At 68.2% G+C, this 18,183-nt stretch carries 20 protein-coding genes; 9 read left to right on the forward strand and 11 right to left on the reverse strand.

The window, feature by feature from the left end:
• The first annotated feature begins 58 nt into the window (after positions 1-58).
• Complete coding sequence (locus tag NDO75_RS09930) at positions 59-1,864, forward strand: bifunctional N(6)-L-threonylcarbamoyladenine synthase/serine/threonine protein kinase (protein WP_310906013.1); 1,806 nt, start codon at positions 59-61, stop codon at positions 1,862-1,864.
• A gap of 98 nt (positions 1,865-1,962) precedes the next feature.
• The gene (locus tag NDO75_RS09935) at positions 1,963-2,247 is read left to right on the forward strand and encodes a DUF5808 domain-containing protein (protein WP_310906015.1); all 285 of its coding nucleotides are present in this window, start codon (positions 1,963-1,965) and stop codon (positions 2,245-2,247) included.
• Positions 2,248-2,287: 40 nt separating this feature from the next.
• On the opposite strand, the gene NDO75_RS09940 is transcribed toward NDO75_RS09935, so the two are convergent.
• Entirely contained in the window at positions 2,288-3,952 is a 1,665-nt protein-coding gene (locus NDO75_RS09940) for an NADH-quinone oxidoreductase subunit D (RefSeq protein WP_310906016.1), read from the reverse strand.
• Positions 3,953-4,036: 84 nt separating this feature from the next.
• Here NDO75_RS09940 and NDO75_RS09945 point away from each other — a divergent pair, with 84 nt between their 5' ends.
• Positions 4,037-4,690 carry a helix-turn-helix domain-containing protein gene (locus NDO75_RS09945; protein ID WP_310906017.1) on the forward strand — a complete coding sequence of 218 codons (654 nt, stop codon included), beginning with the start codon at positions 4,037-4,039 and terminating at the stop codon, positions 4,688-4,690.
• A gap of 67 nt (positions 4,691-4,757) precedes the next feature.
• Entirely contained in the window at positions 4,758-5,309 is a 552-nt protein-coding gene (locus NDO75_RS09950) for an XTP/dITP diphosphatase (RefSeq protein ID WP_310906018.1), read from the forward strand.
• 22 nt (positions 5,310-5,331) lie between these two features.
• Here NDO75_RS09950 and NDO75_RS09955 read toward each other — a convergent pair whose 3' ends face one another.
• Together NDO75_RS09955 and NDO75_RS09960 are read right to left on the reverse strand one after the other, a co-directional pair.
• Positions 5,332-5,526, reverse strand: coding sequence for a hypothetical protein (locus tag NDO75_RS09955; protein ID WP_310906019.1), 195 nt, complete (start codon positions 5,524-5,526; stop codon positions 5,332-5,334).
• Between the two features lie 54 nt (positions 5,527-5,580).
• Entirely contained in the window at positions 5,581-6,381 is an 801-nt protein-coding gene (locus NDO75_RS09960) for an ABC transporter permease subunit (protein WP_310906020.1), read from the reverse strand.
• Between the two features lie 171 nt (positions 6,382-6,552).
• On the opposite strand from NDO75_RS09960, the gene NDO75_RS09965 reads away from it, so the two are divergent.
• Positions 6,553-7,737: a hypothetical protein gene (locus NDO75_RS09965; protein ID WP_310906022.1), complete on the forward strand. Its 1,185-nt coding sequence runs from the start codon at positions 6,553-6,555 to the stop codon at positions 7,735-7,737.
• A gap of 29 nt (positions 7,738-7,766) precedes the next feature.
• Here NDO75_RS09965 and NDO75_RS09970 read toward each other — a convergent pair whose 3' ends face one another.
• Positions 7,767-8,702: an ABC transporter ATP-binding protein gene (locus NDO75_RS09970; RefSeq protein WP_310906023.1), complete on the reverse strand. Its 936-nt coding sequence runs from the start codon at positions 8,700-8,702 to the stop codon at positions 7,767-7,769.
• Between the two features lie 167 nt (positions 8,703-8,869).
• Here NDO75_RS09970 and NDO75_RS09975 point away from each other — a divergent pair, with 167 nt between their 5' ends.
• A complete protein-coding gene (locus tag NDO75_RS09975) occupies positions 8,870-9,559 on the forward strand; it encodes a heme-binding protein (protein ID WP_310906024.1) in 690 nt (229 codons plus the stop codon).
• Between the two features lie 87 nt (positions 9,560-9,646).
• Positions 9,647-10,351 (forward strand): DUF2270 domain-containing protein, encoded by a 705-nt coding sequence (locus NDO75_RS09980; protein ID WP_310906025.1) that lies wholly within the window; start codon positions 9,647-9,649, stop codon positions 10,349-10,351.
• 18 nt (positions 10,352-10,369) lie between these two features.
• Here the strand turns inward: NDO75_RS09980 and NDO75_RS09985 are convergent, their stop codons facing one another.
• Positions 10,370-10,822, reverse strand: coding sequence for a universal stress protein (locus NDO75_RS09985; RefSeq protein ID WP_310906026.1), 453 nt, complete (start codon positions 10,820-10,822; stop codon positions 10,370-10,372).
• A gap of 174 nt (positions 10,823-10,996) precedes the next feature.
• On the opposite strand from NDO75_RS09985, the gene NDO75_RS09990 reads away from it, so the two are divergent.
• A complete protein-coding gene (locus NDO75_RS09990) occupies positions 10,997-11,209 on the forward strand; it encodes a dodecin domain-containing protein (RefSeq protein ID WP_310906027.1) in 213 nt (70 codons plus the stop codon).
• Between the two features lie 144 nt (positions 11,210-11,353).
• The gene (locus NDO75_RS09995) at positions 11,354-11,593 is read left to right on the forward strand and encodes a hypothetical protein (RefSeq protein ID WP_310906028.1); all 240 of its coding nucleotides are present in this window, start codon (positions 11,354-11,356) and stop codon (positions 11,591-11,593) included.
• A 22-nt stretch (positions 11,594-11,615) separates the two neighbouring features.
• Here NDO75_RS09995 and NDO75_RS10000 read toward each other — a convergent pair whose 3' ends face one another.
• The 6 genes from NDO75_RS10000 to NDO75_RS10025 form a co-directional block, all read right to left on the reverse strand.
• Positions 11,616-12,740, reverse strand: coding sequence for a guanosine monophosphate reductase (locus NDO75_RS10000; protein WP_310906029.1), 1,125 nt, complete (start codon positions 12,738-12,740; stop codon positions 11,616-11,618).
• Positions 12,741-12,842: 102 nt separating this feature from the next.
• A complete protein-coding gene (locus NDO75_RS10005) occupies positions 12,843-13,322 on the reverse strand; it encodes a hypothetical protein (RefSeq protein WP_310906030.1) in 480 nt (159 codons plus the stop codon).
• A gap of 155 nt (positions 13,323-13,477) precedes the next feature.
• On the reverse strand, positions 13,478-14,581 hold the full coding sequence (locus NDO75_RS10010) for a putative sulfate/molybdate transporter (RefSeq protein ID WP_310906031.1): 1,104 nt from the start codon (positions 14,579-14,581) through the stop codon (positions 13,478-13,480).
• Between the two features lie 85 nt (positions 14,582-14,666).
• The gene (locus NDO75_RS10015; protein WP_310906032.1) at positions 14,667-15,566 is read right to left on the reverse strand and encodes a dihydrodipicolinate synthase family protein; all 900 of its coding nucleotides are present in this window, start codon (positions 15,564-15,566) and stop codon (positions 14,667-14,669) included.
• A gap of 161 nt (positions 15,567-15,727) precedes the next feature.
• Complete coding sequence (locus NDO75_RS10020) at positions 15,728-17,344, reverse strand: HAMP domain-containing methyl-accepting chemotaxis protein (RefSeq protein WP_310906034.1); 1,617 nt, start codon at positions 17,342-17,344, stop codon at positions 15,728-15,730.
• Positions 17,337-17,996 carry a heme NO-binding domain-containing protein gene (locus NDO75_RS10025; RefSeq protein WP_310906035.1) on the reverse strand — a complete coding sequence of 220 codons (660 nt, stop codon included), beginning with the start codon at positions 17,994-17,996 and terminating at the stop codon, positions 17,337-17,339. Before NDO75_RS10025 ends, NDO75_RS10020 begins: the two co-directional genes overlap by 8 nt.
• Positions 17,997-18,183: the final 187 nt, after the last annotated feature.

The raw sequence follows: 18,183 nt of genomic DNA on the forward strand, positions 1-18,183 counted from the left end.
ATCGGCAACCGATCCGTTCTGACGCGGGCCGTGACCGTGCGGCCGCGGTAGCAAAAACGTGAGTTCCGACACCCGAATCCTCGGCATCGAAGGCACCGCCTGGGCGGCCAGCGCAGCGGTTTTCGACGCCGGAACCGACGACGTGTTCATCGAGAGCGACGCCTACCAGCCCGAAAGCGGCGGCATCCATCCCCGCGAGGCGTCCGAACACATGCACGACGCGATTCCGCAGGTCGTCGAGAGTGCCTTAGAGTACGCCCGCGAGACCCACGACGGGTCGACGACCGAGCCGCCGGCCGACGTCGACGAGCGGGGCTCGTCGGGCCAACAGACCGCGCCTGTTGACGCCGTCGCCTTCTCCCGCGGTCCCGGACTCGGCCCCTGCCTGCGCGTCGTCGGCACCGCCGCCCGAGCGCTGAGCCAGGCCCTCGAGGTGCCGCTGATCGGCGTCAACCACATGGTGGCCCACCTCGAGATCGGCCGCCACACCTCCGGGTTCGACTCCCCGGTCTGTCTCAACGCGAGCGGGGCGAACGCCCACCTCCTGGCCTATCGTGACGGGCGCTACCGCGTCCTCGGCGAGACGATGGACACCGGCGTCGGTAACGCGATCGACAAGTTCACTCGCCACGTCGGCTGGTCCCATCCCGGCGGCCCGAAGGTCGAGGCGGCCGCGGAGGACGGCGAGTACGTCGACTTGCCGTACGTCGTCAAGGGGATGGACTTCTCGTTTTCGGGCATCATGAGCGCTGCCAAACAGCAGTACGACGACGGCGTCCCGGTCGAGGACGTCTGTTACTCCCTCCAGGAGACGATCTTCGGGATGCTGACCGAGGTTTCGGAGCGCGCCCTCTCGCTGACCGGCAGCGACGAACTCGTCCTCGGCGGGGGCGTCGGACAGAACGCCCGCCTGCGAGAGATGCTCGAGGACATGTGCGACCAGCGCGGCGCCGCGTTCCACGCGCCCGAGCCTCGATTCCTGCGGGACAACGCCGGGATGATCGCCGTGTTGGGTGCGAAGATGTACGACGCCGGCGACACGCTCGCGCTCGAGGAGTCGCGGGTCGACCCCGACTTCCGACCCGACCAGGTTCCGGTAACGTGGCGCGCGAGGTCAGAGCGAAGCGAGGACCTCGGAACGGCGAGCGGTGACGGGAGGAACCGCGAGCAGACGGACGAGCCCGAACTCTCGGCCGGCCGCGGTGCCGGCGGAGACGACGAGAGCCACGTCCGCGGTGCCGAAGCCCTCGTCGACTTAGCGCCCGACGCCGGCCGCGTCACGAAACGCCGGGTGGCGAAACGCTACCGCCACTCCGAACTCGACGACCGACTCCGCCGCGAGCGGACGACCCTCGAGGCCCGCCTCACCAGCCTGGCTCGACGCGAGGGGGTCCCGACACCGGTTCTCGCGGACGTCGATCCGCACGAGGCGCGCCTCGAACTCGAGTACGTCGGCGACCGCGACCTCCGCGCGGGGCTGACCGCCGAGCGGGTCCGCGACGTGGGACGGCACCTCGCGCGGCTTCACCGCGCGGGGTTCGTCCACGGGGATCCGACGACGCGGAACGTCAGGGTGGGGCGTGCGGGACGCGACGACCCACCGGACGAGCGAGCGGCCGACGGCCGCGAGCACGACGACGAACGGACCTATCTCATCGACTTCGGCCTCGGATACCACACCGACCACGTCGAGGACTACGCGATGGATCTGCACGTTTTCGATCAGAGCCTCGTCGGGACCGCCGACGATCCGGAACCGCTCCGAACGGCGGTCCGGGAGGGCTACCGCGAGGTCGGCGAGGAGCGGGTCCTAGAGCGACTGCTCGAGGTCGAGGGGCGCGGCCGGTATCAGTCGGAGGCGTAACGGCTCTCTCCCGTGTCGATGGTCACGCCGCTCTCGGTCCCTCGCAGTCATCGTCACAGCACATAATACTCTTATCAGGGGAGGACGTATCACCTGTCATGGCAGACAAGCCGACTTCCGGTGAGATTCTCGGGGTACCGTACAACTTCGAACGACCGAGCATCGGTCGCATGCTCTCGTCGTACTGGCAGCCCGGCGAGGGGATGCTCGTCGAGAAACCGTTCGGCGTCGGCTACACCCTGAACCTCGCCAACTGGCGCTCGTGGATCGTCGTCCTCGTCGCCGGCGGCCTCCTCTGGCAGCAGGAGCAGGGATCGACCGACGGCGACGAGGACCGCGCCGACGAACCCGTCGAGGTCATCGTCGACGATACGGACGACTGAACGGCGTCCGATTCGATTTCTCGCGGCACCGACACCTCGATCAGCGATCGACTTCGCCCATGATACAGTCGAGACTACCGATCGCGGCGACGAGATCCGGGATGTACTCTCCCTCCGCGAGTTCGGGGAGTACGGAGAGATTCGAGAAACACGGGCTGCGGATCTTGAACCGGGCTGGCGTGTCAGAGCCGTCCGCGCGGATGTAGATCCCGAGTTCACCCTTCGCACCTTCGACGGCGCGATACGTTTCGGCGTCCGAGTCCGGCTTGAGCGTCCGCGGGACGTTGCTTTGCACCGTGCGCTCGTCTTCGGGCCAGTCCTCGAGCAGGTCGAGACACTGCTCGATGATCTTCGCGGACTCCTCGACCTCCTGCATGCGAACGAGCACGCGGCTGTAGTTGTCGCCGTCGGGTTCCGTGACGACGTCCCACTCGAGGTTCTCGTAGTAGCCGTACGGATCGTCGCGCCGGAGGTCGTAATCGATGCCGGAGGCCCGGGCGACCGGCCCGGTGCAGCCGTACGCTTTGGCCGTCTCGGGCTTCAGCACGCCGGTGTCGATACAGCGGCGCTGAAAGATCTCGTTGGTGACCAGCAGGTCGTGGTACTCGTCGATCTTGGCCGGGAGGCCGTCCAGAACGTCCCGCGTTTCCGCGATGAACTCCGCACGGGGTTCGGGCAGATCCCAGGCGACCCCGCCCAGCCGGAAGTAGTTGTACATCATCCGCTGCCCCGTCAGGTCCTCGAGCAGGTCGAGCACGAGTTCGCGGTCGCGGATGGCGTACTGGAAGGTGGCGGTGAACTCGCCGAAGACGTCCAGCGCGTAGGTGCCAAGCGAGATGAAGTGGGAGGCGAGCCGCGAGAGTTCGGCCCCCATCGTCCGGATGACCTGCGCGTACTCGGGGACCTCGAGGTCCGCCAGATCCTCGGCGGCGCGGGCGTAGGCCCACTCGTTGCACAGCCCCGACATCCAGTCCCAGCGGTCGGGGTAGGGCATGATCTGGTGGCGGTAGGTCCCCTGTTGGCACAGCTGCTCCTCGCAGCGGTGGATGTAGCCGATGTCGGGGTCGACGTCGACGACCGTCTCGCCGTCCAACACCGCTTTCACGTGCATGACGCCGTGGGTCGACGGGTGATGCGGGCCGATGTTGAGAAACATCGTGTCCGTGGCGGCGTCGCGTTCGTCGCCCGCGAGCGGGTTCGCGTGCTCGGAGAGGGTCACGATCTGCGATTTCTCCTGATCGTAGGCGGGCGAGAGCGGATGCCCTTGCCACGTTTCGGGCAACAGGATACGCCGGAGGTCCGGATGGTCCTCGTACTCGATACCGACGAGGTCGTAGGCCTCGCGCTCGTGCCACTCCGCGGTCCGGAAGACCGACTCGGCCGACTCGCTGACCGGTTCGTCGACCGGCGTCGGAACGACGACGCTCACCTCTCGCGTCGGATCGTCGTAGGATTTCAGGTGGTAGATCGTCTCGAACCGGTCGGGATACTGCTGGGCGGTGACACAGGAGCAGTGATCGAACCCGGCCTCGTCGCGCAGCGTCGCGAGCACCGCCTGCACTTCGTCCGGCCGGATCACGACGCCCGGCGCGTTCAGGTGGTCGTCGCGACCAAGGACGGCTTCGCCGAGCAACTCCTCGAGGTCCAGCATCCCCGCCGACTCTCCCGCGGCCGGTTCGGACTCGAGCGTCGAACGTGGCGACATACCGAGAGTGTTCGCACGCGGGGGCCGAATCGGTGCTGCGACAGCCGCTAGGCTATTTATATACCGACGCGAGAATTCCCGCTCGTGAAGACCGTTCGGCTCACCCTTCAGTACGACGCGGAGACGATCCATCCGATGCACCGGTTCGTCGCCGACAGCGACGCGTTCGACGCCTACCGGATGGTCCACGGGAACTTCACGGGCGACGACGGCGACAACGCCTTCATCTTTCACGTCGTCGGCGACCCCGACGTTTACGAAACCGCCCTCGAGGAGACAGGCCGGGTGAGCGACTACAAACTCACGCGGACCGGCGACCGGTCGTTCACCGTCTACGTGCGCGACGTCCCCGACGACGTGGACGACCGGCTCCTCGAGATCTTCTCCCGCGGGAGCCTCGTCGCCTTGCCGCCCCTCGAGTACCGCTCCGACTGGACGGTCCGTTTCTCCGTCGTCGGCGAACCGGCCGACCTCCGGCGCGCGCTCGAGGAGATCCCCGAGGGCATCGAGACGAGCGTCGACCGCGTCGGCGAGTACGACGGCAGCGACGCCGCGGTCGGGGCGTTGACCGCGCGCCAGCGCGAGGCCCTGCGGGTCGCTCGCGAACTGGGCTACTTCGACGTCCCGCGGTCGGCGAGCGTCGAAACCGTCGCCGCGGAACTCGACTGCGCGCCGGGGACGGCCGCCGAACACCTGCGGAAGGCGGAGTCGGCGATAATGGACAGTCTCGAGCTGTGAGCGGGCGCACCGATCGGTCTCGGACGCAACCGACGACGCTTTGCCGTCCCCGGTACGTCGCTCGAACATGGCCATCCGATTCGTCACCGGAAACGAGGGCAAGGTCCGCGAGGCGCGTGACTACCTCGAGGGAGTCGAGCCCGTCGAACAGCTCGAGTACGACTACACGGAGGTCCAGAGCGACTCGCTGGCCGAGATCGCGACCCACGGTGCGCGCGAAGCCTTCGAAGAACTGGGGAGTGACGAGCCGGTCCTCGTCGACGATGCGGGGCTGTTCGTCGATGCGCTGGGCGGGTTCCCGGGCCCGTACTCGGCGTACGTCGAGGACACCGTCGGCGTCGAGCGCCTCTGGCGGCTCGCGGAGACGGAGGAGAACCGCCGCGCGCACTTCCGGACCGTGCTCGCGTACGCGGACGCCGAGGGGACCGAGACGTTCGAGGGATCGGTCGCCGGCACGCTCGTCGCGCCCCGCGGCGAGGGCGGGTTCGGCTACGATCCTATCTTCGAGTACAACGGGGCGACGATGGCCGAGATGAGCACCGAAGAGAAGAACGCAATCTCCCACCGCGGACGGGCGCTCGAGCAGTTCGCGGAGTGGTACGCCGAGCGCGACCGGTGAGCGGACGGCCCGATCGAACGCGTCAGTCGCCCCAGCCGGAGGCGTGGCCGAGACAGTAGAGGAACGCCATCCAGCCGGTGAACAGCCCCGCGATGATCACCACGAAGTCGGCCAGTTTCGTCCCGACGACGAAGTCGTAGCCGATTCCGATCGTCAGGAGTACCAGCGCGACGCCGATGAGTACGTGACAGCGCCGTTCGCTCTCCGGTGAATCCATATTCCGACGGAAGACCACATCGAATAAATAATCCTGTCCCGGCGGTCCGTGAACCTACCCCGAGAGATCCCGGCGCTCGAAGTATTCGCTACTGACGACGACGAGAACGACGACGGCGACGAGGAGGACGGAGAGGTCGGCCCACGCGATTTCGCCCTCGACGAGTATCGCGCCGGGATCGAAGTACCGCGAGAGGGCGACGTCGCCGAGCCACTCGTAGTCGGTGTCGAACGTGAACGTGTCGAGGAGAAATAGCCCGAAGACCGCGCCGGCCCCTGCGGTCTGCGCTCGCCGGACGGAGTCGAACGCGACCGAGGCGAGCAGCCCGATCCCGGCACAGGCGAGCAGGTAGGCGATCGAGTACGCGTGGACCGCGAAGAGGTCGATTGTGTCGATCGACTCGTCGACGAGCGCGACGCCGAGGGAAACGCCGAGGAAGGTGATCGCGTTGACGAGGACGGCTCCCGGAACGAGCGAGAGGAACTTGCCGACGACGAACCGCGTCCGCGTCACCGGCAGCGAGAGCGTCAGCCCCACCGTTCCGCGTTCGACCTCCCCTGCAACCGTCGAGGCGGCCGCGTAGGCGTAGTAGATCGCGAGCAGCAACACCCAGCCGAACTGGTAGAGCTGCGAGACGAGATACCCTTCGATCGTCGTCAACGTGGTCACGTTGCCGACGAATGCGCGCGTCGCCTCCGGCGGCAGCGACTCGAGGTACGCGTCGAGGTCGGCGCCCGTCTCCCGAATCGACGGGAAGAGCCCGACGGTGAGGGCGATCAGCGCGAGCAGCGCACCCGAGAGTACCAGCGCGCCCCGCAGCCGACGGCCGGCCTCGAACGACGTGATCTCGAGCATAGCGTCTCGTCGAGGGGAGCGACGAGCGCCCGCGACTTATAGGCGGATCCCGATCCAGCGGGAACGTCCGGAGTAACTACCAGTTGTCCCGGAGACGGCCCGGTAAGCCGGTGATTTGAGCGCGGAACGGGGCCGTTGCTTTATTCCGTTCACCCCCGTCTCGGCGCGAGCATGACGGGACAGGCGGACGGCTCGAGTCGGAATCGGTCGCGTCGCGCCGTCCTCGTCGGCTGCTGCGTGCTCGTTGCGCTGGCGACGATTGGCGGGTCCGTGACAGTCTCAGGCTCCATCAGCACTCCGACAGCGGCGCTGCAGGACGAGCCGTCCGGCAACGAGACCGGCGGGGCGGGACCGACCGCGGCCGAAACCGCCGGTCAGCGCGCACCGTCGAACGAATCGCCTCCCGGAGCCGACGCCGAACCCCAGCCACCGACCGGCGGCGAACCGCCGGGCGGTGTGGGTGCAGACGCGGCCGCGACGGACGGGCCGATCGTGCAGGCGGCCGAGGCGAACGTCACCGTCGCCGTCGCGGACAACCAGTCCGTTCGGGCGGGCGACGCCGCGACCGTCGTCCTCGAGGTGACGAACGACGGCGACCAGCAGGCGACGGATATCGTCGTGACGCTACGAGCGCCGGCCGGCGCGCTGTCGTTCGGATCGGTCCCGCCACGGGCGACCCAGTCGGTCTATCTCGAGGAGGTCTGGCCCGGCGACACTGAGTCCATCGACGTCGATATCGCAGCGGCCGGGGTCGAACCGGGGCGATACCCGCTGTACGCGAGCGTCCAGTACGCGGTCGACGAGGACGCTGCCGACGAAACCGGCGCCGACGTGAACGAAACCGATGCGGACGACGCCGAAAACGACGACGAGGACGACGAGACCGTGGAAACCGGCGGTCCGACCGTGCTCGGGATTCCAGTCGCGGAATCCCGGTCGTTCGACGTCGAACCCGTAAACGGAGCGATTCCGGTCGACGGAACGGGGGTCTACGAGGTACGGATCACGAACGACGACGACGAGGCGGTTACGGGCGTCGTCGCCGCACTGAACGTCAGTCCACCGCTGTCGACCGAGTCGCCGACGGCGTACGTCGGAACGCTCGAGGCCGGCGAGTCGGAAACAGTCCGCTTCCCGCTCGAGTCGTCGACGGACGCGATCGAGACGACCGCCAGCGCCGCGATCACGGTCACCTACGACACCGGCACGGGCCAGCGGACGGGCGCTGATCCGGTTCCGGTCCCGGTCTCGATCGCCGAGACCGACGAGGAAGCCGACGTCGACTCCGTCGCTCCGTTCGCCGCCGTCGCGGTGGCTTTCGCCCTCGCGGCGGGCTGGTGGATCCGCAGGCGTTGATGGGAGTCAGTGGCTCCCTGCGGATCCGGTCAGGGATCGTCTTCGTCCGGCGCGGACGTGCCGTCCTCGGTGTCGGCATCGCCGTAGAAGTGCATGAACACGTCCTCGATGGATGCCTCGCGAACCTCCAGGTCGAGCACCGTGTACTCGTGGAGGTGGTCGATCAGCGCGTCGAACTCCCCCGCGAGGGCGAGCCGGTAGCGCCCGTCTCGGCGCTCGACGCGGGCGGTTCCCGGGAACTCGAGCGCCGACGGCGGCGGCTCCTCGGCCAGCCGCACGGTGACGATCGTCCCGCCCTCCGCGAGGATGTTCTCGACGGTATCGAGCTCGATCAATCGACCGTTCCTGATGATCCCGACGCGGTCGCAGACGCGGCGCACCTCGCTCAGGACGTGTGAGGAGAAGAAGTTCGTCCGTCCCCGCGCTCGCCGCTCCTCGAGCAGTTCGTAGAACTCGTTCTGGACGAGCGGGTCCAGTCCCGAGGTCGGCTCGTCCATGATCGCCAGTTCGGGATCGTGCATGAACGTGGCGACGATGGCCAGCTTCTGCCTGTTTCCGCTCGAGTAGGTCTTCACGTCTCGATCGAGGGGGGCGGGAAACCGTTCGACGAGTTCCGCGCGGCGCTCGTCACCCCGCAGTCGGCCGAAGTAGTCGAGGATCTCCGCGCCCGTGACGCGGTCGTAGAAGGTGACGTCGCTCGGCAGGTAGCCGATGTGTTCTTTCAGTTCGCGCAGTTCCTCCCGGTCGGTGACGTCGCGGCCCAGTAGAGTCGCCTCGCCGTCGGTCGGTTTCAGCAAGCCGAGTAGGACCTGTATCGCGGTCGACTTCCCCGCGCCGTTCGGGCCGAGGAAGCCGAAGATTTCCCCGGGATCGACGGCGAACGTGAGATCTTCGACGCCCCGAACGTCCCCGTAGTACTTCGTCAGGCCGTCGACCGCGATGGGGTGGGTACCGGCACCGCTCACGGCCGAGACGACGACGGCTCGAGGCTTATACCTGTCAGGGGCCGCGGCCGGCGCGGCGGATCGTTCGATCGCGCCCCGTCTCGTCGAGATTCGATCGCACGCCGGGAGAGTTTCGTTCCGGTGAACGTACCCCGCGAGACTTTGACTCTCGGCGTCGTCCGGGACGTATGCGATCGATACGGCGACTGTTGATCGGCGTCGGCGGCCTGCTGGCGGCGTGGATCGGCTGGGGCGTCTACGTCAGCCGGACGACCGAACGGGTGCCCTCGGAGACGCTCGAGCGATTCGACGGCGTCGAAATCCGACGGTATCCCCAACTCGTCCTCGTCGAGACGACGGCCGACGACGAGCGGGCGGCGTTCCAGCGGCTCTTTCGGTATATCTCCGGCTCGAACGCGCAAAGCGAGGACATCGCGATGACCACGCCGGTAGCGACGCGCGGCGAATCGATCTCGATGACCGCGCCCGTGCGGACGGAATCCGACGAGGGCGGCGTGACGATGTCGTTCTATCTCCCGGCGACGTACTCGCCCGCGACGGCGCCGACGCCGACCGATCCTGCGGTACAACTCGTCGTCGAGCCCCCGCGAACGGTCGGGGTGCGGCGCTTCTCGTGGTACGCGACCGACGACCGCGTCGACCGGCAGCGCGACCGCCTGCTCGAGACCCTCTCGAGGGAGGAGCTCGAAACGAGCGGCGAGCCGGTGTTGTTACAGTACAACGATCCGTGGACGCCGCCGTTTCTGCGAACCAACGAGGTGGAAGTCGAGATCGAGGTACCGAACGACCGCCCCTGGGGCGATCGACGACGGCTCGCCGTGGGGGACGAATCCGACCGATCTCCGTTCGGAAACTGACGGCGGTCCCGACGCGCCGGACACGCCGATCCGACCGCGCCGAAACCGCGGTTTCTTTTCACGTCCATCCCAGTACCGTTCAATACGATGGACCGAGATTCGAGGAAGGATATCGATCCGAACGACGCGGATCACCGCGAGATCGGACGCGGTCTCTTGGAGGAGGAGATGGGGCCGAGTTCGAGTCTGGCACACCTCTACCGGGGCGAGATACACCGGATGAAGTTCTGGCGAGAGCGCCTCGACCAGACCACCTACTGGGCGATCGTCATCATGAGCGCGGTCCTGACGTGGACGTTCTCGAGCCGGAACAACCCCCACTACATCCTCCTGTTCGGGACGGCCGCTCTGACCGCGTTTCTGGTCATCGAGGCGCGGCGCTTCCGCGGATACGACATCTGGCGCGGCCGCGTGCGAACGCTCCAGAAGAACGTCTTCGCCTACGGCCTCGACCCCTCGACCGGACTCGAGGATCCGCAGTGGCGCGAGCGGTTGAGTTACGACTACCGACGGCCGGTGATGAAGATCAGCACCGAGGAGTCGATCGCACACCGGCTCCGGCGGATCTATCTGATGTTGTTCACGATCTCGCTCGGCGCGTGGGTCGTCCGCATCGCGGCCTTCTCGACGAGGCCGTGGCCGGAAAGCGCCGCCATCGGCGATATCCCGGGGCTGGCCGTCATCGCGGTGGTCGCGGCGTTTTACCTCCTCGCGGCGTTCGTCGCCTTCCGTCCCCGGACGTGGAACGTCGAGGACGAACTCCGTACGGAATCCATCGGCCGTCACCGCTGAGCCGTTCACCGGTCGAGGTTACCGATCGTCGGCCGGGTTCTCGTCCCGGATGATCGTCACGGAACCGGGCGCTCGTTTCATCACTCGTTCGGCCACGCTGCCGAGCAGGAACCGCGAGAGGCCGCGACGCCCGTGACTCCCGAGGACGATGTGATCGATATCGTGTTCCTCGGCGTAGTCGATGACCGTCTCGGCCACCATCCCCACCTCGGCCGCCGTCGTGACCGCCGCGTCGTACTCCCGGGCGATTCCCTCGGCGTCCTCGAGCAGCGCCTCTGCGGACTCCTGAGACTGTTCGAACGCGTCCTGTGAGTAGAGGAACCCGTCCATTCCGTCCGCGGTGGACCACTCCCGCGGGTCGTTGACGTGGAGGACGTGAATCTCCGCGTCGTCGTAGGTCGAGAGCGCGTGGCGTAACGCGGCGGTTGCCTGTGGTGATTCGTCGAACGCGACGAGGATCTGCTGTGCCATACGGGTCCTATCGCATACCACGGATAAATCGGTACAGGTCGCTCCCACCGCGTGGCAGTCGGTCGTTCGGTCGATATCGCCCCGGAGTCCGTCCGGCGTCGTTCTGGCATTCGGCCCGAAATTCTCAATGTTGTGAAAAGGGCTTAAGCGCCACTCAATGGTACGAACCCCGCCATGACGGCAATAAAAGTCATCAAAGTACTGGGAACGTCCGAGGAATCGTGGGAGGCCGCGGCGGAAGAGGCGGTCAAGAACGCGAGCGAATCCGTAGAGGGAGTCCACGGTATCGAGGTCGAGGACTGGACCGCGGAGGTCGAGAACGGCGAGATCGTCGAATACCGCGCGACGACGGAGATCGCCTTCCCGGTGAAAGACGCCGAGGAGTGATCCAGTCGGTCCACTGGCGCGGCCGTCCTATCGCCATCGGTGAGCGCGGTGCCGACACTGGGCTCCGGGATCGCGAGCAGTCAGAGAGCTGAAACTCGCGGTATCGCCGCGAGAACTAATCGTGAGCGGCGCGTACGACCACCTATGCCGTCCGATTCCACGTCCGACGATCGGCTCCCCGCCGAAGCGATCGTCGAGTCGATCCGCACCGCCCCGATGCCGGTCGTGAACACGCGCTATCTGGCGGACGAGTACGGCGTTCCCCTCGACGAGATGGGCGATCGACTCGCCGAGCTGGCCGCCGACGGCGTCCTGGAAACGCACGAAATCGAGGGTCGCGGTCGCATCTGGTGGCTCTCGCTCGAGGCCGACCTCCGAGAGTGATCTGCTCGGCCCCCGGCCACCGCTAGTCGTCGCTCTCGACGGCGCCGTTCGCGCGGTCCTCGGCGAGGTCCGATTCGGTGACGGTAACGGCTTCGCTGTCCACGCTGACGCCTTCCCAGTCCTGGTCGGCGTGGTAGCCTTCGCGTTCCTTCGCGCTGGGAGCGACGCGGATGAACTCGGCCTCCTCGCGGGCGGCCGGGATCGTGTGGCCGCCGCAGTAGGAGAGGCCGGACTGAATTCCAGCGCAGAACTCCGCGACGACGTCGGCGACCGATCCCTTGTACGGCGTCAGCGCTTCGACGCCCTCGTCGGCGCGCACGTCGGCCTCCTTGTCGTCGCGCTTCTCGGCGGCGGTGGTGGTCGCCATCCCGCGGGAACGCTTGTACCGCGTCCCGTCGACTTCGACTACCGCACCCGGCGCTTCTTCGGTACCGGCGAAGAGGCTTCCGAGCATCACGGTGTCGGCCCCCGCCATCAGCGCCTTCACCGCGTCGCCGGAGGTGCGGATGCCGCCGTCAGCACAGATCGTTACGTCCAGCCCCTCGGCGGCCGTCGCACAGTCGTCGACGGCGGTCAGCTGGGGGACGCCAGCGCCGGCGACCTTTCGGGTCGTACAGTGTGATCCCGGGCCGATGCCGACCTTCACGCAGTCGGCCCCGGCGGCCGCGAGATCCTCGACGCCCGCCGGCGTCGCGACGTTGCCGGCGACGAGATCAGTCTCCGGAAACTCCTCGCCGAGCCGCCCGACGGCCTCGAGCGCGCTCTCGAGGTGACCGTGGGCGACGTCGACCACGAGCGCGTCGACCCCGGCGGCGACCAGCGCGTCGCTGCGAGCGACGTAGTCCTCGTTGATCCCGACGGCGGCGGCGACGCGTTCGTCGGCGGCTTTCACCCGTTCGGTCTGTGCGGCCTGCTCCTCGGGCGTGAGAAATCGGTGGAGGACGCCGATCCCGCCCGCGCGGGAGAGTTCGATCGCCAGCTCGGCCTCCGTGACGGTGTCCATCGCGGCGGAGACGAGCGGCGTCTCGAGGTCGACGCTCGGCGTGAACGCCGTCGAGAGGTCCACGTCGCTGCGGCTGTCGACCGGTGATCGATTCGGCACGAGGAGCACGTCCCCGTAGCTTAGTCCGGTGCGGAGTTGGTTCATTACCCCTCACTAGTCAGTGCTCGCGTCGCATAAGGCTCTCGGGATGCACTCACAGCGTGCGAGCCCACTCGTCCTGGGACAACCGAGAGTCTCGAGCCCAGCCTACGCTCGAGGGTCCCGATCCGGTCCCGGATATTCGCCGCCTTCGACGACTTCATAGAGGCTCTCGGGATCGAACAGCCGCGCGAACGCGTCCGGTGGGCGAATGCTGACGGACACGCGCGGCTGGAGCGTGAGGCCCGCTTTCGCCGATCGCAGCCGCTCGTCGTACGACAGCAGGTGCGCCGCCTCGCCCCGATAGGCCGACGCCAGCGCCGGGTGGTCGCCCTCGGGCTGGTCGACCGCGACGCGCTCGGCCGCGAGGCGTTCGCGGTGCTCGGCGGCGAGTTCGGCGTCTGCCAGTTCCGTCACCAGCCGTTCGGTCTGTGCGAGCAGCGGGTCGCTGGCGACGAGGTCGACCCACGAGTGTCGCCGGACGTGGTCCAGCGCCTCGCGGGCCTCGCCTCCGACGAGCAGATCCGCAGCGAGCACGTCGGCGTCGGCGACGACGCGGGCCGGATTCGGCCCCTCGTCCTCAGCCATTGCTCTCCTCCCGGATCGCCTCGAGTTCGGTTCGAATCGACTCGAGGTTGCCGTCGTACGCCGCCGCGCGGTCGAACAGGTCGCCCCAGCTCGCGGTCATCGGTGGCCGTTGGGTCGCCGGGATCAAAGGTCGTCCGACTCGAGCCGCCGACCGCTCACGCCCGCCGCGAGGCGAGCCAGAACGCGACGGCTCCGAAGACGAACGCGACGCCGACGTTGACCGCCAGCCCGACGACGCCGACGGCGGCGACGAGCGCGAGTGATCGGGCGTCGGAGACGGGGTCGAACGCCGCGCGGGCGAGCTCGAGCGCGACGACGACCAGCAGGACGCCGAGGACGGCCGTCGGAAACGCGGCGAGCAGCGCGCCGGTGGCGACGAGCGCGAGTGCGAGGTAGCCGATCCCGAGCAGGACGTTCGCGCCGCCGGTCCGCGCCCCGAAGGCGTACTTCCCGGCGAGGCCGCCGCTGCCGTGGCACATCGGCACGCCGCCGAACGGGATCGAAGCGAGGCAGGTGACGCCCATGCTCCGCGAGAGCGCGTCCGCCGAGACGTCTCGGCCGTAGAGGTCGCCACAGAGCAGCGCGGTCGCGATCGCCGCGTTCCCGACCGTCATGCCCAGCTGGGCGACGGTCCCCTCGAGCGCGGCTCCGCTGAACGTCGGCGAACCGGCGGGAAAGAGCGTCGGTTCGGGCACTGCCGGCGTCGGCACCCCGGTCGTCGCGACGGCGACGATCCCGCCGAGCCCGAGGACGACCAGCACGCTGGCCCGCCGGTAGCCGACGACCGCGAGCAGGCCGACGACGGCCAGTCCGGCCGCCGCCACGGGCGGGTTCCCGACCGAGAGACCGACCGCGGCCTCGAGCAAGAGCAGCGCGACCGCGAGCTGGACGCCGCGAATGACCGGCTCGCCGACGACCCGCTCGAGCCGACCGACGAGACCGAACTGGCCGACGACCAGCAACACGCCGCCGGCGAGCAGCCCGGCCGCGGCGAGTTCGGCGTACGAAAGCGTACCCACGATCGCCAGCCCGATCAGCGCCTTCATCGGCTCGACGGAGAGCGGCAGGCCGTAGTAGAGCCCCCAGACGATCTGGAAGACGCCGAATCCGACGAGGACGTGGGGAAGCGAGACGCTCGTCGTCGCGGCCAGCGCCACCAGTAGCGGGAGCACCGTAACCGAATCGCCTAGCGCGCCCGTGAGCTCGCTGGCGGAGAACTCGAGGTCGGTGTCGGTCCTCGAACTGACGGAGTACGCCATCTACACCGGCTAAGCGAGCCACATCCTTGACTCTTAGCGGTAACTGTCTTCGGGTTCATCGGGCGTCGAACGATGCCTGTTTCGGTTACGTCGATGGATCGGCGTCCGGCGCGCTCGCCGCTTCGAGCGCGTCCGCGAGGGTCGACTCGAGGTCACGTCGCGCCGCGTCCTCGAGGGGGCGGAGCGGTCGTCGGAGCGAGCCGGCCGGTCGATCCCGCGCCGAGAGAGCGGCCTTGATGCCCGGCACGCCGTAGCGCGTCGTCACCGCGTGGTTGAGGTCGACGAGCGCGGCGTTGCGCGATCGCGCCTCGTCGCTCTCGCCGTCCGCGTGCCGGCGATAGATCCCGTTCGCCCGTTCGGGGACGACGTTCGCCATCGCGAGCACGCCGCCGTCGGCACCCGCCGCGAGACCGGCCGCGTAGACGCTCCCGCTACCGACCAACACCGCGAACGACTCGTCGGCGGTCCGGTCGACGAGCCGTTGCAGCGATTCGAGGCTGCCGCTCGAGTCCTTGATCCCCGCGATGTTCTCGTGGCCCGCGAGCGACGCGACGGTGCGCGGCGAGAGCGCGTGACCGGTGAACTTCGGCACGCTGTAGAGGTAGATCGGGACCGGTGAGTCGTCCGCGAGATCCCGGTAGTAGGCTTCGAGGGCCGCGTCGTCGGACCTGTAGTACGACGGCGTCACCACGAGCGCCGCGTCGGCCCCGACCGCGGCGGCGCGTTCGGTCGTCTCGAGCGTGGGTTCGTACCCCTCGCAGCCGGTGCCCGCGAGCACCGGACGGTCGGTCGCGTCGGCGACCGATTCGACGACTCGGACGCGCTCGTCGGTCGTCAGCAGCGGTGCCTCGCCCGATGAGCCACAGGGAACCAGGAAATCGACGCCGCAATCCGTGACCCAGCGGACGAGTTCCTCGAGCCGGGCGTGATCGACGCGGCCGGACGTATCGAACGGCGTGACGAGTGGAACGCCGGTTCCGTGCATGACCGGACGAACGTTCGGCACGCTCCTAAACGCCGGCGGTTCCGGCGGCGGTCGACTCCCCGACGGCCCGTGCCGACGACCTGTGCCGACCCGACTGCCCGTACCGACGACCTCGTGCCAATCCGACGGCTCACACCGCCGTGACTCGAGCGAGCGCCCCGTTATCGGCTCTCGTTCCCGCCGCCGATCGTCTCCGTCGTCGGTTCGGCGGTCGAGACCGCTTCGGGATCCATGTCGCCCGCGGTCCGCGCCTCGGGGAGGTCGTAGCCGCTCTCGGTGTCGTATCGCTCGAGCTGGGCGTTCAGCTCGCCGGCCTGCTCGGTGAGGTCGGTCGCGCTGCGGGCGACGTGGGAGAGCGCGTCGGCCTGGGCGGACGCCCGCCGGGCCGCTCTGGCGGAGGTCCGGGCCGTCTCGGCGCTCGTCTCGGCGGCGTTTTCGACCAGTACGACGACCTCCTCGGTCGCGGCGGCCTGCTGTTCGGTCGCCGCGGAGATTTCCTGAACCCCGTCGTTGGTCCGCTCGGCGAGGTCGGCGATCCGCTCGAGCGCACCCGCGGCCGCCTCGACGTCGGCGACGCTGTCCTCGATGCGACCGCGACTCGTCCGGACCTCGTCGGCCGCCGCGATCGCCCGGTTCCTGAGCCCCTCGAGGCGCTCTTCGACGGCCTGGACCGACTCGTAGACCTCCTCGGAGAGGTTCTGGATCTCGTCGGCGACCGCGCCGAACCCCCGCTCGCCGCCGTTGCCGGACCGCGTCGCTTCGATGTTGGCGTTGAGCGCCAGCATGTTGGTCTGCTCGGCGATGTCGCTGATCGACTCGACGAGGTCGTCGATCCGCTCGGCCTCCGCCTCGAGCGCTTCGATCTCCTCGAGGGTGTGCTCGGTCTCCGCGTCGATCACGTCCATCCCCTCGATCGCGTCGTCCGCGGCACGGCTCCCTTCCTGGCCGACGCGGGCGGTCTCCTCGGCGGTGTCTGCGACCTCCGAGGCCGTCGCGGCGATCTCCTCGATCGTCGTCGAGAACGACTCCATCTCGGCCGCGACGCTCCGCAACTGCTCGTGTTGCTCCTCGTTGTCCCTGACGACCGCGGTCAGCGACTCGCTGGTCCGCTCGCCCTCCGCGCGGACCGTCTCCATGCTCGTGGTGAGCTCGCGGCTGTACGTGACGACCTCCCCGGAGAACGACTTCAGCGTCCCGAACTCGTCCTCGATCTCGGCGAGCATCGCGTTCGAGTTGTCGGCCAGTTCGCCGATCGCGTCGTGGCCGTCGGCCCCGTCGAACCGCCGGGTGAGATCCCCCTCCGCGACCGCCCGCGTCGTCTCCGCGTGGGCTTCGACCGTCCGCTCGAGGTCGTCGAGCGACCGACCGGTCCGCTCGCTCGCCGCGAGCCGTTTCTGTATCGAGGCGAGGGCCGTCTCGAGCGCCCCGAACTCGTCGTCCCGCTCGGTCGTGAAGGACACGTCCGGCTCGTCCTCGGCGAGTCGCGCCGTCCGGTCGGTCAGTTCCGCGACCCCGTCGCGCAGGTTGTCGCGCTCTCTCGGCGCGACTCGAGCGTCGGAGACCGCCGCGATGGCCCCAGCGCCGGTGCCCGTCGCGACGACGCCGACGAGGCCGACGCCGACGACCGCCGGCGAAACCGCTCCGAGCGCGACCGCGGCGGCGCTGACGGCGACTACGCCCAGACAGACGATCGCTACGGCGAACCCGAAGGGGCGCTGCGACTGGATCGACGCCGGTAGCGGCGACTCGCCGTCGGCGGCCGTCGCGGTCTCAGTCATGCTCGCCTCCGGTGGCACCGTCGACCGCCGATTCGAACTCGAAGCCGACGTCCGTCTCCGGGTCGGACTCCGGGTTCGATCTCGTCGCCACGCTCGCTCCCGCGTCCGCGGGCACGGTCCGCCGGATATCGAACCGGCAGGCGTCGTCCCCCTCGTGCATACACGTCCGCTCCTCGGCGACCAATTCCTCGTCGAACCGCTTTGCCACGCCCTGAATCGCTCCCCGGGCGATATCACAGAGCTTTCGGTCGGAGTCGTAGGTGATCCGAACGCGGTTCTCCTCGAGGCGCTCCGAGCGGATCCGCGGCGTCGTCAGCGTCGTCATATCGCGCGTCCGGAGCGACGTGTGGAACTGCTGGATGTTCGCGATCAGTTCGAGCCCCTGCCACTCGTCGTCGATGTGGAGGTCGTAGGTCTCGAGCAGCGCCGGAACGACCCACTCGCCGTACTGGGTCAGGATCGTTCGGGGACTCTGATCGGTGAGTTCGCCGGCCGTCCGGGCGATCTCGTAGACGTCGCCGTCCGGATAGACGGTGACCGGCACGTAGACTTTCTCCTCGACGTCGGCCTCGCGCTGGATCGACAGCCAGGCGTCCTCGCCGTAGGTGTCGACGACGAACGCCTGCAGCGTCTTCAGGATGATTCCGTGCATTCGACCCCTCTTCGCTCCGTCCCTTCGACGACGATCGGTGCGAAAATATCAGATTTCATTACAAACATGCCATTTTGTAACTCACTCGAGTTAGCCGTTCACCCTGCACTGTTGGGTACGGCACCGCCCGTGTTCCGCTATACCACACTTGTTGAAAGGTCTGGTAGCTTACATTGCTGCCGGAACG

Source organism: Natrinema sp. 1APR25-10V2 (assembly GCF_031626495.1).
Classification (GTDB): domain Archaea; phylum Halobacteriota; class Halobacteria; order Halobacteriales; family Natrialbaceae; genus Natrinema.

Bases quoted from the DNA above. Each gene is read 5' to 3' on its own strand.
- NDO75_RS09935 (WP_310906015.1), top strand. From the start codon at position 1,963: ATGGCAGACAAGCCGACTTCCGGTGAGATTCTCGGGGTACCGTACAAC.
- NDO75_RS09940 (WP_310906016.1), bottom strand. From the start codon at position 3,952: ATGTCGCCACGTTCGACGCTCGAGTCCGAACCGGCCGCGGGAGAGTCG.
- NDO75_RS09950 (WP_310906018.1), top strand. From the start codon at position 4,758: ATGGCCATCCGATTCGTCACCGGAAACGAGGGCAAGGTCCGCGAGGCG.
- NDO75_RS09955 (WP_310906019.1), bottom strand. From the start codon at position 5,526: ATGGATTCACCGGAGAGCGAACGGCGCTGTCACGTACTCATCGGCGTC.
- NDO75_RS09960 (WP_310906020.1), bottom strand. From the start codon at position 6,381: ATGCTCGAGATCACGTCGTTCGAGGCCGGCCGTCGGCTGCGGGGCGCG.
- NDO75_RS09965 (WP_310906022.1), top strand. From the start codon at position 6,553: ATGACGGGACAGGCGGACGGCTCGAGTCGGAATCGGTCGCGTCGCGCC.
- NDO75_RS09975 (WP_310906024.1), top strand. From the start codon at position 8,870: ATGCGATCGATACGGCGACTGTTGATCGGCGTCGGCGGCCTGCTGGCG.
- NDO75_RS09980 (WP_310906025.1), top strand. From the start codon at position 9,647: ATGGACCGAGATTCGAGGAAGGATATCGATCCGAACGACGCGGATCAC.
- NDO75_RS09985 (WP_310906026.1), bottom strand. From the start codon at position 10,822: ATGGCACAGCAGATCCTCGTCGCGTTCGACGAATCACCACAGGCAACC.
- NDO75_RS09990 (WP_310906027.1), top strand. From the start codon at position 10,997: ATGACGGCAATAAAAGTCATCAAAGTACTGGGAACGTCCGAGGAATCG.
- NDO75_RS09995 (WP_310906028.1), top strand. From the start codon at position 11,354: ATGCCGTCCGATTCCACGTCCGACGATCGGCTCCCCGCCGAAGCGATC.
- NDO75_RS10000 (WP_310906029.1), bottom strand. From the start codon at position 12,740: ATGAACCAACTCCGCACCGGACTAAGCTACGGGGACGTGCTCCTCGTG.
- NDO75_RS10005 (WP_310906030.1), bottom strand. From the start codon at position 13,322: ATGGCTGAGGACGAGGGGCCGAATCCGGCCCGCGTCGTCGCCGACGCC.
- NDO75_RS10010 (WP_310906031.1), bottom strand. From the start codon at position 14,581: ATGGCGTACTCCGTCAGTTCGAGGACCGACACCGACCTCGAGTTCTCC.
- NDO75_RS10015 (WP_310906032.1), bottom strand. From the start codon at position 15,566: ATGCACGGAACCGGCGTTCCACTCGTCACGCCGTTCGATACGTCCGGC.
- NDO75_RS10020 (WP_310906034.1), bottom strand. From the start codon at position 17,344: ATGACTGAGACCGCGACGGCCGCCGACGGCGAGTCGCCGCTACCGGCG.
- NDO75_RS10025 (WP_310906035.1), bottom strand. From the start codon at position 17,996: ATGCACGGAATCATCCTGAAGACGCTGCAGGCGTTCGTCGTCGACACC.